Raw genomic sequence first — 13,491 nt, forward strand, 5'->3', positions numbered from 1 at the left:
GGGCTGGTAGCCCGGCCCGCTTCTCGGCCGGAACAACCCTGGTGACAGCTTCACGCAACCGAGCATCAGTGCCAATCGCCATTCGGCGACCCTGATCCACTCCTGCCCAGGCTTTGCTGCGGCCGCCAGTGCCCCCAGCCCTCCTGCTGTCTTACGATCCCCCCTACCTGCCGTCGGCGGTCGGTGCGAAGCCCAGGGCCGACATCGGAACACCACAGTGGCCGGCAGGCTCACCTACCGGCGGCCAAGTACTTGCGTGGGGGATCGTCATCTGCCCAGCCCTGTCGGCGACTTGGCCGTGCCGCAGGCAAAGCGCCGTTTCGGTCCGGAGGCGAACGGCGGATGCCACCGGCCCGGGACCGCGCGGGACGCCGGCGTCGGACAGGGCTGACGCACGTCGCACCGCCTTCGCCGGTTCGCTATGCGGCGTAGGGGTCGGTGATGGTGTGGGGCCGTCGGGCAGTGTCCAGGACGTCCTGCGGGAACGCGGGGCCGGCCACGTAGTAGCGGCCCTTGGTCTGTCCGACCGGCGTCAGCAGGCCGGCCTTGGTGAGTGCCTGCATGTCCCGGGTCGCCTGCTGGGTGTTGAGTGCCTCGGCCTTCTCGTAGCGGGAGCGCCGGACCCGGCCGGTCATCGCCACCTCGTGCAGGGCGGTCACCTGCCGTTCCGAGACCCCGTGTGTGCCGGCCGCGTCCGTCAGCTGCACCCAGCAGTCGTTGGACCGGTCGACGCGGCGCTGTACCCGCTGGGCCTGCTGGTGGTAGGCGAGCAGATTGAACTTGATCCAGGGCAGGGTGTCGCGCCGGGGGGACCAGACGGGGCCGCCGACTTCCCGGAGGACCTTGTAGTACTCCCAGGTGTTGCCCGGCATGCCCAGCCACTCCTCGATGGAGGAGAACTCGGGGGCGAGAACGCCGCCGCGGGCGATGAGGAGGGTCTGGAGCGAGCGGGACATGCGTCCGTTGCCGTCCGACCAGGGGTGGATCTTGACCAGGTTCAGGTGCGCCATCGCGGCACGGACGAGGACGTGCTGGTCGAGGTCGCCTTCGTTGAGCCAGTCGACGAGCTCGCTCATCAGGCCGGGAACCAGCTCCTGGTCCGGTCCCTCGTAGTCGGTCGCGAGCTCGTCGCCCGGGGCTGTGATGCGGATGGAGGTCCTGCGCCACCGGCCGGCCGTCTTCAGCGGGTGATGGTGCCCCTGGAGCATCCAGTGCAGGCTGTTGAGGAGCTCCTTGTTGTACCGGAAGTCGGTGACATCGTGGAGGGACTGGATGTAGGTCATGGCCTGCTGGTAGGCGAGGGTCTCCGCCTTGTTCTCCTCGCTCGCCTCGACCTCCCGCTCACCGTCCATCAGGTCGGCGACGTCCTTGGCGTCGACCCGGTAGCCCTCGATCGTGTTCGACGCCGCGATCGCACTCGCCGTCAGCGCCTTGCCCAGGTCGAGCGTCCACTTCATCGGGACCTGCTGCACCGCGAAGCGCAGCTGATCCCGCATCGCGTCCACCTGCTCCAGGACCTCACGGTCGACCGGCTCCAGGCGCGGCATCTCATACAGCATGACTCAATGATACCCACTGACTATCATGCGCTCGATCCGGCGAGGTGAAAAGGCCGGCCAGCCCGCTCAGGCGGGTGACGCGGCTCGCTCCTCCGTGAAGTGCAGGTTCAGGCCGCCGTCGGCGGTCGCCTCCACCCGGACATGGGTGAGGTCCATGACGTGCGCGTCCGGCCCGTGGGCCGCCGCGCGGGGGCCGATGCCGACGACGGGCATGCCGGCGGCGCGGCCGGCGGTGATGCCGGCGGCGGAGTCCTCGAAGACGACGCATTCGTGGGGGGCGAAGCCCAGGTCGGCGGCGGCCTTGAGGAAGCCTTCGGGGTCGGGCTTGCTGGCGGTGACGGACTCGGCGGTCACGCGGGTGGCGGGCATCGGCAGGCCGGCGGCGCCCATGCGGGCCTCGGCGAGGGGGCGGTCCGCGGAGGTGACGAGGGCGTGGGGGAGGCCGGCGAGGGCGCGCATGAAGGCGGGGGCGCCGGGGACGGGGACGACGCCGTCGACGTCGGCGGTCTCGGCGGCGAGCATGCGCCGGTTGTCCTCGTGGTTGAGCTCCATGGGCCGGTCGGGGAGGAGGAGGGCCATGGAGGCCCAGCCCTGGCGGCCGTGGACGACCTTCAGGGCCTCGTCGGCGTCGAGCCCGTGTTCCTCGGCCCAGCGGCGCCAGCAGCGCTCGACGACCGCGTCGGAGTTGACGAGGGTGCCGTCCATGTCGAGCAGTACGGCCTTGACCGGACCGATGGACTGCGACCCGGACACTGACTCTGAGCTGCGCATACTGCACTCCTGCGGGGGAAGGGCTCGGGCTTTGTTCCTTTACGATACAAAACCTCGCGCCCGGTCGTCACCGATGCCGTCGGTGGTACGAGATCACGACCGCCGCCGTCAGCGGCCCCCAGGCGATCAGGGGCGCGTAGCAGAGCCGCATCAGCAGCAGCCAGAAGCCGTGCAGGCCCATGCCGCTCTGCGCCCCCGCGAGCAGCTGTACCGCGGGCAGCACGGTGAAGATCAGGGTCAGCAGGGCGGCGCCGGTGCCGGCGACGGCGGTCACGACCGCCGGGCGGACGGCGCGTCCGCCGATCACGGGGAGTCGGCGGGGGACGGTCTCGCCCCACGGCCGGACCAGTCCGACGGTGAGGAGCGTGACCGTCTCGGCCAGCAGGGAGAGCCCGAGCATGAGGACCGTGCCCTGCCCGGGCGCGTGGAACCGGTCGCGCAGCACCTCGGCGGTGTAGCCGAGGGGGACGCCGAGGGCGAGCGCGGTCCGCCACAGGCTGGACGGCAGGACGCAGACGGCGGCGAGACGCGCGGCGCGGACCGCCCAGCGGGGCGGTGCCGATGCCGGGTGGAGGGGCGCGGCGGGGCGGACGGTCGGGAACGCTTCGGTGCTCACGGGATCATGCTGTCCGGCGGGGCCGGGGCCGCGGCTCCTCCCGGGGGACGGTCCCGCCCCGCCGCATGGGGGAGTCCGGCCAGGCCCCGGGGAGGAGCCGCGGCGCGGGGCGTCAGGCCAGGTTCTTCTCCAGGGCCGCGATGTACCGCCGCATCGAGTGGTCCCGCACGCCGTCACTGGCCGGGGCGAACGCGTCGGCGGTCAGGCCCTTGGCCCGGTCGGCCAGGCCGCCGAGGAACGAGGTGGACTCGCGGATCCTGCCGTTGGAGTCGATGTACCGCAGGGCGTCGACGTGGGTGTACGCGGGCTCCGGCGGCAGCTGGGGCACGATGTCGTTGTTGTTGACGAAGCGGTACATGCGCTGCTTGAAGCCCTTGTTGTACGCGGCGGCCAGCAGACGGTCGCAGGTGCGCGGCTGGCCGAAGGTGCAGACGCCGTCCGCCCGGAGCCGCGGCTCCTCCAGGTACAGTCGCGCCCCGGCGAGCATGGCCAGGGCGCCGCCGAGGCTGTGGCCGGTGAACCACACGGTCTGGCCCGAGGTGCGGAACTCGGCGATGGTCTTCTTCACGTCCGGGAAGACGGATTCGAGGGCTTCCCCGAAGCCGTAGTGGACGTAGCCGGTCTTCCCGGGGCCCGGCCACGGCGGGGTGGTGGCGTCCGAGAGCCAGTCGCGGATCTGCGCCGGTTCCGTGCCGCGGAAGGCGGTGATGATCATGTGGTCGCCGGCGGCGGTGAACGCCTGGGTGTCCTGGAGCGGGAACGGCGGGGTGAACCGGGAGAGGTGGTGGCGTACCCGGTCGAACCCCCACTTCCGGGCCTGGTCCTCGATGGTGGACTCGTCCTTGTAGGCCAGGTCGGACGCCTGGGCGAGCCAGTAGGCGTGCGGGAGGCTGTACTCGGTGACGCGGTGGTCGAGGCTGGACGGTACGGGCAACGGAGTTCCTTCCGGGGCGACGGGACCGGCACCGCGAACGGCGGTGCGGGCGCGCTCCCTTGGCGGTGCGCGCGCTGCCACTCGTATCCGCCCCGGCCTCCGGTGCGCCGGAGACCTGCCCGTCGCTCACCCCATGGGGGGAACGGGAGTACGTGACACCCCCGCCGACCGGTGGTCCTTACATACTTCGCTGGGCTGACGCCGCGTCACCCGGTACGTCCCCCAGGGGGCCCGCTCTCCTTCGTACGGCGGATGTCCACCCCTGGAGGGGTTCCTACCGTGTCGAACATGTCGAAGAATTTCGCACGCTTGAGCGGCGGCAGGCTGGGTACGGTCGCGGCGGCCACCCTGCTGGCCGCGCTCGCCGCCCCTCAGATACCCGCCGCCGCGGCGGAGCATCCGGACAGACCCGCCGCTCCGAAGGCCATGAAGGACGCGGCCGCCGCCAACGCCGCGAAGGTCGCCAAGGCCGCCGCGGCTGCCGCGGCGGCGGCCAGGACCCCGAAGTCCACCCCGCCCGAGGTGCCCGCCGCCACCGTCGGACAGCCGATCGGCGAGAAGACGCTGCGCCTGGTGGACACGTCCCGGACCGACCCCTGGAAGCCGTCGGCCGGCAAGCGCGAGCTGATGGTCTCGGTGTGGTACCCGGCGAAGCCGGGCCGCGGCACCACCGCGCCGTACGTCTCGGCGGCGCTCTCCAAGGCGCTGTACGGCAACACCAAGCTGAGCACCGTGCGGACCCACGCCGTCGTCGACGCCGTGCCCGCGCCGGGCAAGGCCCGGCCGCTCGTCGTGCTGTCGCCGGCCTTCGGGCAGAGCAGGACGTCGCTCACCTCGGTCGCCGAGGAACTGGCGAGCCGGGGCTATGTGGTGGCCGGTGTCGACCACACCTACGAGGCCGCCGTGGAGTTCCCGGGCGGGCGGATCGAGCAGTGCGCCATCTGCGAGCCGGGGAAGCAGGACAACGGGGCGGTCGTCCGCAACCGGGCCAAGGACCTCCGCTTCGTCCTCGACCGCGTCACCGGCTCCTCACCGGTCCCGGGCCTGCGGATCGACCGCACGCGGATCGGTGTCGCCGGGCACTCCACCGGCGGCGCGAGCGCGATCGAGGTGCTGGGCCAGGACGCCCGGGTGGCCGCCGCGGCCGACATGGACGGTGACTTCTTCACCAAGCCGCCCGCCGGCGGCATCAAGAAGCCGGTCCTGCTGCTGGGGGGCGCCCGGGCCGGTGACCTGAACGGGCCGTACGACACCTGGAGCCCGGCCTGGAAGCGGATGACCGGCTGGAAGCGCTGGCTGGACGTGGGCAAGGGCGGCCATATGACCTTCACGGACATGCCCTGGCTCGCGGACCAGGTGGGACTGCCGGAGGGAATGCCGCCGGAGGAGGCGGCCGGTGCGTTCGGCACGGTTCCGAGCAAGCGCTCGAACGCGTTCACCCGGGCGTACCTCGTCACCTTCTTCGACAAGCACCTGCGCAACGTCCCGGGCAAGCTGCTCGACGGCCCGTCGGCGCAGTTCCCGGAGGTCGCGTTCCTGAAGAAGTAGGCGGGCGGCGCTCCGGCCCGTAAGGCGGCGCTCCGGCCCGTAAGGAGCAGCACGAAGAAGCAGCACGGAGAACAAGTGGTTCCGCCCGCCGGTCAGGGAGTGCGGGCGGAACCACTTTGTTTCCCAAAGATACAAAAAGTCCCGCCATTCGCGCCAACGCCCCAGGTCAGCGGGGGCGTGGGGGGCCGGTGAGGCGTCTGAGAGGGCCCGGCCCGGCGGGCCACGGGCGGGCATTCGGACGACGATGGGAAGGCGACGCGCCGGAACCGGTCCGCATCCCAGGACCCCCGTCCCCGAGGAGGCGCTGCCATGGCCCAGGACACCCCGGATACCCCGGACACCCCGGGCGCCGCGGTGGCCGCGGCGCCCGCCCCCGGCGAGGAGCACCCCGCCCGCACCGTCCGGCTCGCGATCGGGGCGCTGCTGCTCGGCATGCTGCTCGCGGCGCTCGACCAGACGATCGTGTCCACCGCCCTGCCCACCATCGTCAGCGACCTCGGCGGCCTGGAGCACCTGTCCTGGGTGGTCACCGCCTATCTGCTCGCCTCCACCGCGGCCACCCCGCTGTGGGGCAAGCTCGGCGACCAGTACGGCCGCAAGAAGCTCTTCCAGACCGCCATCGTGATCTTCCTGGTCGGTTCGGTGCTGTGCGGCATCGCGCAGAACATGCCGGAGCTGATCGCCTTCCGGGCGGTCCAGGGGCTGGGCGGCGGCGGGCTCATGGTGCTGTCGATGGCGATCGTCGGCGACATCGTCCCGCCCCGCGACCGGGGCCGGTACCAGGGGCTGTTCGGGGCGGTCTTCGGCGGTACGAGCGTGCTGGGACCGCTGCTCGGCGGACTGTTCGTCGACCACCTCAGCTGGCGCTGGGTCTTCTACATCAACCTGCCCGTGGGCATCGTGGCGCTCGCCGTCATCGCGGCCGTCCTGCACATACCCGTCCGCCGGACCCCGCACCGCATCGACTACCTCGGCACCTTCCTCATCGCCGGCGTGGCCACCTGCCTGGTGCTGATGACCTCGCTCGGCGGGGTCAGCTACCCCTGGTCGTCCTGGCAGATCATCGGGCTCGGGGTGCTCGGCGTGGTGCTGCTGGTGCCGTTCGTCCTCGTCGAGCGGCGGGCCGCCGAACCCGTCCTGCCCCTGGGGCTGTTCAGGAACCGCACCTTCACGCTCTGCTCGGTGATCGGCTTCGTCGTCGGCTTCGCCATGTTCGGCTCGATGACCTACCTGCCGACGTTCCTCCAGGTCGTCCACGGCGTCTCGCCGACCCTCTCCGGCGTCTATATGCTGCCCATGGTCGCGGGCATGCTGATCTCCTCCACCGCCTCCGGACAGATCGTCAGCCGCACCGGCCGCTACAAGGTCTTCCCGATCTCCGGCACCGCCGTGATGTGCCTCGGCCTGCTGCTCCTGCACCAGTTCGAGCCCGCCACCAGCACCACCGTGATGAGCGTCTGCTTCTTCGTCTTCGGCTTCGGGCTCGGCCTGGTGATGCAGGTGCTGGTGCTCATCGTGCAGAACTCCGTGGCCTACGAGAACCTGGGCGTCGCCACCTCCGGAGCCACCTTCTTCCGTTCCATCGGCGCCTCGTTCGGCGTCTCCGTCTTCGGCACGATCTTCAGCAACAAGCTCGCCCCGCGCGTCTCCGACGCACTCACCGGCGTCACCCTGCCGCCCGGCCTGAACGCCGGCACGCTCACCGCCGACCCGCGCGCGGTCGACCGGATCCCGGCCTCGGCCAGGGGCGGCGTCCTCGCCGCGTACTCCGACTCCATCACCGACGTCTTCCTCTACGCCGTGCCCGCCGGGCTCGCCGCCTTCGCCCTCGCCTGGTTCCTGCGCGAGGAGCCGCTGCGCGCCGGCGTCACCGCCCCCGACCAGAGCGAGGTCGTCTCCAGCAACCCCGTCGAGCGCTCGTCGCGCGACGAGGTGGCCCGCGCCCTGTCCCTGCTCGGCAGCCGCGAGGGCCGGAAGCACGTCTACGAACACATCACCGAGCAGGCCGGACTCGACCTGCACCCGGCCGCGAGCTGGCTGCTGCTCCGCACCCAGCGCCACGGGTACGCCGAACCCCACGTGCTCGCCGAACGCGTCGACATCCCGCTGCGCGTCCTCACCGACGCGGTCCGCCAGCTGGAGGAGCGCCACCTGGTCCGGCGCGAGGGGCTCCAGATCTTCCCCACCGACGAGGGGCTGCGCCAGGCCGGACTGCTGTTCCGCGCGCGGGAGGAGTCGCTCGCGAAGCTGCTCGGCGACTGGTGGACCCCGGACCGGCCCACCGACCTCGACGCGCTCGTCCACGAGCTGTGCGGCGAGCTCTGCGGCTCGGACGCCGAGCAGCCGCACAACGGCGGCCGGCCGGACCACCGGCATCCCTGACCGGCGCGCAGTGTTCCGAAGCCCTCAACGCCCTCAACGCCCTCAATGCCCTCAGTGCCCTCGACCGAGGCTCTTGCCCAGCCACACCTCGGAGTAGGGGCCGTGAACGTACGGTTCGATATCGGCGTAACCGTGCCGCGCGTACAGCGCCCGCGCCTCCGTCAGGTCCCGGCGCGTCTCCAGCACCACCCGCGCCACGCCCCACCCACGGGCGGTCTCCTCCAGCGCCTCCAGCAGCGCAGGCGCCGTCCCCGCGCCCCGGTGGGCGGGACGTACGTACATCCGCGTCACCTCGGCCGTCCGGGCGTCCAGCCGCCGCAGCCCCGCGCAGCCCGCCGGTTCGTCCTCGCGGCGGGCGAGCAGGAACACCGCGTCCGGCGGGACGAGGTGGCCGCTGGACTGCTCGGTGGCGAGGAGCCCGTCGATCTCCTCGGGGGTCGTGGTGCGGCCGTGGTGCAGGAGGTACCAGCGGTCGGCCACGTCGGTGAGGTACGCGCGGAGCAGCGCGGCGGATTCGGGGGCGGTGACGGGGTGGGGGGTGATGGCGAGGGGCGGGGTACAGGGCGTGGCCAGGGGCGTGGTTGTCATGAGGCCGCAGGGTGGCACTGGGGCGGGCGGGGGCGCATGAGGTTTTCGCGGCGTCGGCTCGTCCTGCCGTGGGAGCGTGAGAGAGAGCATGCGGCGAGTGCGCGTGCACCCGTTCGGGCGAGGGCGGGACGCGCCTTTCCGGCCCGATGGTCCCGTTGCCGCCAGATCACCGGACGTCGAGCCGTGACCGGATGCGGTCACGGCTTCCGCTCTGTCGCAGGGGTTCCCCTGGTCTGTCGCAGGGGTTCCTCTGGCTTTTACCCTGCCCCGTTTTGCCGGAAATGCAGTAAATGACCGTAACTCTCCTCCCCTTAGCGACCATTTCCAGCCACGTTCGGAGACTTTGAGGTGACCTGGGGGCGACCTGCGGCTGTTCTCCAGGACTCAGTAAGGTCTCAAAGAGCCGGACGAGAGTGACCGAGCGGGTTGACTGGAGGAGCGGCGGGGCGTGGTGGAAGCAGAACGGAGCGGAACGGTGGAGCCGCCGAGGGCGGGCTCGCGCACCCTCGTGGTCCTGGGAGCCCTGTGGCTCGTCGCCGGACTGCTGACCGTGCGTCAGGCGGCGGTGGTGCTGCGGCGCCCGCCCGATCGCCGGTTCACCGATCTGGCGACGTGGATAGGGGAGCACGGCGTCCTGCGGACGCGTGGATCCTTCTACGAGGACGACCGGTTCACCGGCACACCGTTCGGCGGTCTGGTGCTCAGACCGCTGACGAACGCCGCCGAGCGCAGCCTCGGCATCGGCTGGACCTTGGCGACGCTGCTGCTCGTCGTCGCCCTCGCGCTGGTGGCCGCCCGCTCGTTGCCCGGGCCGCTCTCCCGCCGGACCGCGCTGCTCGCCGCGCCCGTCGCGGTGAGCCTCACCGTGCTCTCGCTGCCCGTCCGCAACACCTTCACCCTCGGCCAGACCAGCATCATCCCCGTCCTGCTCGTCCTCCTGGCCTGCTGCCTGCCGGGACTCGCCCGGGGCTCCGGCCGGACGAGCGGTGTCCTCGTCGGCGTCGCGGCCGCCCTCCAGCCGGCCGTCCTGCTCTTCGCGCCGCTGCTGTGGCTGACCGGCCGCCGCCGCGCGGCCGTCACCACCGGCGCGACCTTCGCCGTGGCCACCGCCCTGGCGTGGTCGGCGGCCCCCGACGACTCCTGGACCTACTGGGTCCACCACCTCGCCGGCGCCGGTCTGGGCGACAAGCCCGACGGCCTGGCCAACCAGTCGCTGCACGGGCTGCTGCTCCGCCTCGGCCTGCGCGGCCCGGCCGAGATCGCGCTGTACGCGGCGCTGGCCGCCGCCGTCGCGGTGCTCGGCCTGCGCCGGGCCGCGCACTACGGCCGTGACGGGCAGCCGCTGCTCGCCACCGCCATCACCGGCTGCGTCGCCGTCGCCGTCTCGCCCACCGCCTGGCAGCACCAGCAGCTGTGGATCCTGCTCGCGCTCGCCGGCCGCGTCGGCAAGCGGCGCGCGGACCGGCTGGTGTGGCCCGTTCTCGTCGTGCTCGTCATGACGCTGACCAACACGGTCCTCGTTCCGGACAACCCGGTCCTCGCCCCGGTCGGCGACAACGCGCCGCTGCTCGCCGCGCTCGCCGCCGCCTGCGTGGTGCCGTTCCTCTCCCGGACGGCGCCGAACTGGGACCGGCCCGTGCCGACCCCGGTCGCCGAGCCGCAGGCCGGCCGGTTCCCGTGGGTGCCGCTGGTGGGCTTCTGGAAGCGGCCGCTCAACCGTCCGAACCTGTTGCTGGAGTTGATGCTGATACGGGTGGGCTACTTCGTCTACTCGTACATCCGCGGCACCGCCCCCGACGAGCGGAACCTCGCCGAGTCGCACGGCCGGCAGATCATCGGTGCCGAGGAGTTCCTGCACATCGACATCGAGCATGGCTTCAACCACTTCGTGGCGGGCGTCGGCTGGCTCAAGGACGCCATGAACTACTACTACGGCACCTTCCACTTCCTGATTCCGCTGTCCCTCCTGGGCTTCCTGTACCTGCGCCGCCCGGCCACCTACCGGTGGGCGCGCACGGCCCTGGCGATCGCCACGCTGATGGCGCTCGTCGGCTTCTGGGCGTACCCGCTCGCGCCGCCGCGCCTGATGCCGGGCCGTGGCTACATCGACACGGCGAACGGTCCGCAGGACCTGTCGAACCCCGATTTCGGGGCGCTCACCGAACTGTCCAACCAGTACGCCGCGATGCCCTCGCTGCACATCGGCTGGTCGCTGTGGTGCGGGGTGGTGATCGCCGTCGTCGCGCCCAGGGTGTGGATGAAGGCCCTGGGGATGGTCTACCCCGTGCTGACCTTCCTCGTGATCGTCGGCACCGCCAACCACTACGTCCTCGACGCGGCGGGCGGCGCGCTGGTGGTGGCCTGCGGGTTCGGCTTCCAGTACGCGCTGACCGGGCCGGGCCGCACGGCCCTCGCCAAGATCCCGGCGGCACGGAGCGGCAGCGACGTCCCCGAACCGGCGCCCGCCGCCCGGGTCGGCGGCTGACGCGACCGTCCGGGGCCCGGCGGCCCGCGCGCACCTCGATGTCCGACGACCGCCAGCATGTCCGGTTCCGGCCGGATGATGCTGGCGGTATGAAGACAGAGACAGCCACCGACATGAACACCCCGGCCGCCGACCCGGTGTCCGTCATCCAGGGCATGTACGAGGCCGAGTCCCGCTACCTCGCCGCGGGCGGCCCCGGCACCGCCTCGTTCGCCACCACGCTCGCCCCGTACTTCGCGTACGACGTGGTGCTCCACCAGGCCGACTCCCTGCCGTACGGCGGGACGTGGCACCGGCACGACGGGATGGCCCGGTTCTTCCTCGCCATGAGCCTGGCCTGGGAGCGGTTCGACATCCTGGAGCAGCGGTTCCTCGGCGTCGACGGCGACACCGTCGTGGTGCACAGCCGGGTCGGTGCCCGGGCCCGGGCCACCGGCCGGGAGCTGGAGTTCCCCATCGTCCAGACGATCGTGGTGCGGGACGGGAGGATCGCCTCCGTACGGCCCTTCTACTGGGACACCGCGGCGATCGCCGCGGCCTGCGCGGAACCGGCCCCGGCCCGCTGACGGGGGTGCGGCGGGCAGGGGCCGGTGGCTGGTGGACCGGCTGCCGACTCAGCTGCCGACGATGACGCGTGAGGCGGCGTCGGTGGTGTCGGTGACGTCGTACACCGCGCTGAACGTCGACGTCTTGGCGGCCGTCGGGCAGCCGAAGCCGCCCTCGACCGTCACGGGCGAGGGGGCGTTGGTGAGGGTGATCTTCGACGGGCCGTCGTCGTCGCCGTTGGTGAACGCGGCCTGGAGGGCCACCGGCGCCGTGGGCGCCGCCGTCACGGTGCAGGACGCCAGACCGGTCGTGGTGAGCTTGAAGCCACCGGTCGGGATGCCCAGGGTGGCGACGATCGGATCACCGTTCTGCAGCGAGACGTTCCAGGTGCCGCTGGTCTCGATCGTCGCTCTGACGCCCGGCATGCTCGTGGTGCAGCCGCTGTACGTGGGTGGGTTGATGTCGTTGGTCACCGGGCCGGACGCGTTGTGGTTGCCCGGCGCGTCGGGGATCCGGTTGCCGGGGCTGCCGGCCTGGGGGACGGAGCTGGACACGGTACAGGTGACGGTGACCGAGCCGGCCTTGAAGGACGCCTTCCCGTTGAGCGTCGCGGCGAAGGAGTGGCCCGCGGGGGTCACGGTGGTGGAGGGGGAGTCCTGGACCGTCGCGGTCCCGGCCGTCGCGGTTCCGGCTCCGGTGAGCGTGACCGAGGCGGCCACGGCTAACCCGGCGCCCGCGGCGAGCAGGGCACGTGTGCGGAGTCCGTGCGGTGCGGTCATTGCGGCTCCTTCGGTGGGAGGGGTGGTGCGTGGGGGATTTTGTGGAGGGATACGGCGGCCGTGGGGTGGTCCGCCGGCGGACCGGCGGGGTCCGCGGCTTCGGCAGGGCCGTCGTCGGCCGCGTCCGGCGGCGGATGCGGCTGCCAGGCGAAGACCATGCTCCCGCCGATGACGCCGAGCAGCGTGCCCAGCAGGAACCCGCCGAGGTTGGAGAGCACCAGCGCCGCGGCGGCGCACATGACGGTGACGATCCCGGCGAACATACGGTAGGAGGGGGCGAACCACGCACTGAGACCCATCATGATCATGACGAGCCCCATGAGGATCGACAGGATGCCGGTGATCCCCTGGACAAGCATGACCTTCAGGGGTCCCAGCGGGATGGCGCAGATCTCGGCCCCCGCGAGGGTGCTGAGCAGACCGCCCCAGAAGGGGCGGCCCTTGCGCCACGTCCGCCAGGCCTGCCACGGATGACGGCGTGCCTCGGTGCCGGGCGTCACGTCAGAAGCACTCCGACTTGCCCTTGTGGAGCCGCAGACTCAGCCCGTTGAGCTTGAACTTCGCGGCGGTCGTGGCGTACGCGACCTGTTTGACGTCCTTGATGGTGACCTTGTCGGCCTGCTGGGCGAAGAGGTCCTGCATGCCCTGTGCCGTGGCCGGTCCCTTGTCCAGGGTGGAGGCGTCCCGGCCGATCTCGATGTTGTCGAAGTCGGCGTCGCCGTCGAGCTGGGTGACGTCCAGGACCAGGTCCTTGGCCTCCACCGGCTTGTTCGGGTCGGTGCCGGCCGAGATGTTGAGCGAGAACGTGCCCACGACGGGGATGTGGGTGACCACGGACTGGCACAGACTGTTGATCTTGGCCTTCTTCAGGGCGGTCACCGCCACGGGGAACGGGTGGTCCTCGCCGTTGCGCAGGTTGTAGTCCATCCCGCCGTACTGGGCGAATCCCTCCCCCGTCAGGCTCTTCGCCGAGACCTTGAACTCCTGTCCCGACACCGCGAACGAGGCGGCCAGTGCCCCTTGCGCGAGCGCCACGGCCAGCGCCCCGGTGGCCGCGAACCCGGGGACGGCCAGCACGGCGAACCTGCGCCATCTGACCCGTCCCGTCACCTGTCTTCCCTGTGCGTCCTTCATGCTGCGTCGTCCCCTCGGTGAGCGGTGCGACAGCGCTGCCGGGGTGCCTGCTTGCCCGTGCCGGCCGCGATGTCCGCGTGGTGGCAGAGGTGCGTGGGGATGTACGTGATGTATGGAGGCGTCCGCCGCGCCCCAAGGCGCGGCGCGGC

General features: G+C 71.8%; 12 protein-coding genes. 4 read left to right on the top strand and 8 right to left on the bottom strand.

Going from position 1 to position 13,491, the window contains the following annotated elements:
* Positions 1-419: 419 nt before the first annotated feature.
* The 4 genes from HN013_RS01280 to HN013_RS01295 all read right to left on the bottom strand — a co-directional run bounded on the left by HN013_RS01280 (position 420) and on the right by HN013_RS01295 (position 3,880).
* Positions 420-1,559: a Fic family protein gene (locus tag HN013_RS01280; protein WP_171161938.1), complete on the bottom strand. Its 1,140-nt coding sequence runs from the start codon at positions 1,557-1,559 to the stop codon at positions 420-422.
* A gap of 66 nt (positions 1,560-1,625) precedes the next feature.
* The gene (locus HN013_RS01285) at positions 1,626-2,330 is read right to left on the bottom strand and encodes an HAD-IA family hydrolase (protein ID WP_171161940.1); all 705 of its coding nucleotides are present in this window, start codon (positions 2,328-2,330) and stop codon (positions 1,626-1,628) included.
* 67 nt (positions 2,331-2,397) lie between these two features.
* Positions 2,398-2,946 carry a hypothetical protein gene (locus HN013_RS01290; protein WP_171161942.1) on the bottom strand — a complete coding sequence of 183 codons (549 nt, stop codon included), beginning with the start codon at positions 2,944-2,946 and terminating at the stop codon, positions 2,398-2,400.
* 112 nt (positions 2,947-3,058) lie between these two features.
* Positions 3,059-3,880 (bottom strand): lipase family protein, encoded by an 822-nt coding sequence (locus HN013_RS01295; protein WP_171161944.1) that lies wholly within the window; start codon positions 3,878-3,880, stop codon positions 3,059-3,061.
* Positions 3,881-4,168: 288 nt separating this feature from the next.
* Here HN013_RS01295 and HN013_RS01300 point away from each other — a divergent pair, with 288 nt between their 5' ends.
* Together HN013_RS01300 and HN013_RS01305 are read left to right on the top strand one after the other, a co-directional pair.
* Positions 4,169-5,428, top strand: a complete 1,260-nt coding sequence (locus tag HN013_RS01300) for an alpha/beta hydrolase (protein WP_249374633.1) — start codon at positions 4,169-4,171, stop codon at positions 5,426-5,428.
* Positions 5,429-5,737: 309 nt separating this feature from the next.
* The gene (locus HN013_RS01305) at positions 5,738-7,810 is read left to right on the top strand and encodes an MFS transporter (RefSeq protein WP_171161946.1); all 2,073 of its coding nucleotides are present in this window, start codon (positions 5,738-5,740) and stop codon (positions 7,808-7,810) included.
* Between the two features lie 51 nt (positions 7,811-7,861).
* Here HN013_RS01305 and HN013_RS01310 read toward each other — a convergent pair whose 3' ends face one another.
* Positions 7,862-8,398, bottom strand: coding sequence for a GNAT family N-acetyltransferase (locus HN013_RS01310; protein ID WP_171161948.1), 537 nt, complete (start codon positions 8,396-8,398; stop codon positions 7,862-7,864).
* A gap of 448 nt (positions 8,399-8,846) precedes the next feature.
* Here HN013_RS01310 and HN013_RS01315 point away from each other — a divergent pair, with 448 nt between their 5' ends.
* Both HN013_RS01315 and HN013_RS01320 read left to right on the top strand, forming a co-directional pair.
* A complete protein-coding gene (locus HN013_RS01315) occupies positions 8,847-10,883 on the top strand; it encodes a bifunctional glycosyltransferase 87/phosphatase PAP2 family protein (protein WP_312018455.1) in 2,037 nt (678 codons plus the stop codon).
* 89 nt (positions 10,884-10,972) lie between these two features.
* Entirely contained in the window at positions 10,973-11,449 is a 477-nt protein-coding gene (locus tag HN013_RS01320; RefSeq protein WP_249374634.1) for a nuclear transport factor 2 family protein, read from the top strand.
* A gap of 48 nt (positions 11,450-11,497) precedes the next feature.
* Here HN013_RS01320 and HN013_RS01325 read toward each other — a convergent pair whose 3' ends face one another.
* Genes HN013_RS01325 through HN013_RS01335 form a run of 3 tightly spaced genes read right to left on the bottom strand, consistent with a single transcriptional unit; the run spans position 11,498 to position 13,342 of the window.
* Entirely contained in the window at positions 11,498-12,208 is a 711-nt protein-coding gene (locus tag HN013_RS01325) for a hypothetical protein (protein ID WP_171161950.1), read from the bottom strand.
* Entirely contained in the window at positions 12,205-12,708 is a 504-nt protein-coding gene (locus tag HN013_RS01330; protein WP_171161953.1) for a DUF6114 domain-containing protein, read from the bottom strand. The genes HN013_RS01325 and HN013_RS01330 overlap by 4 nt, the downstream gene beginning before the upstream one ends.
* A 1-nt stretch (position 12,709) precedes the next feature.
* Positions 12,710-13,342 carry a DUF6230 family protein gene (locus HN013_RS01335; protein WP_171161955.1) on the bottom strand — a complete coding sequence of 211 codons (633 nt, stop codon included), beginning with the start codon at positions 13,340-13,342 and terminating at the stop codon, positions 12,710-12,712.
* Positions 13,343-13,491 lie beyond the last annotated feature (149 nt).

The sequence above is a fragment of the Streptomyces sp. I05A-00742 genome (genome assembly GCF_013055795.1).
GTDB lineage: Bacteria > Actinomycetota > Actinomycetes > Streptomycetales > Streptomycetaceae > Streptomyces.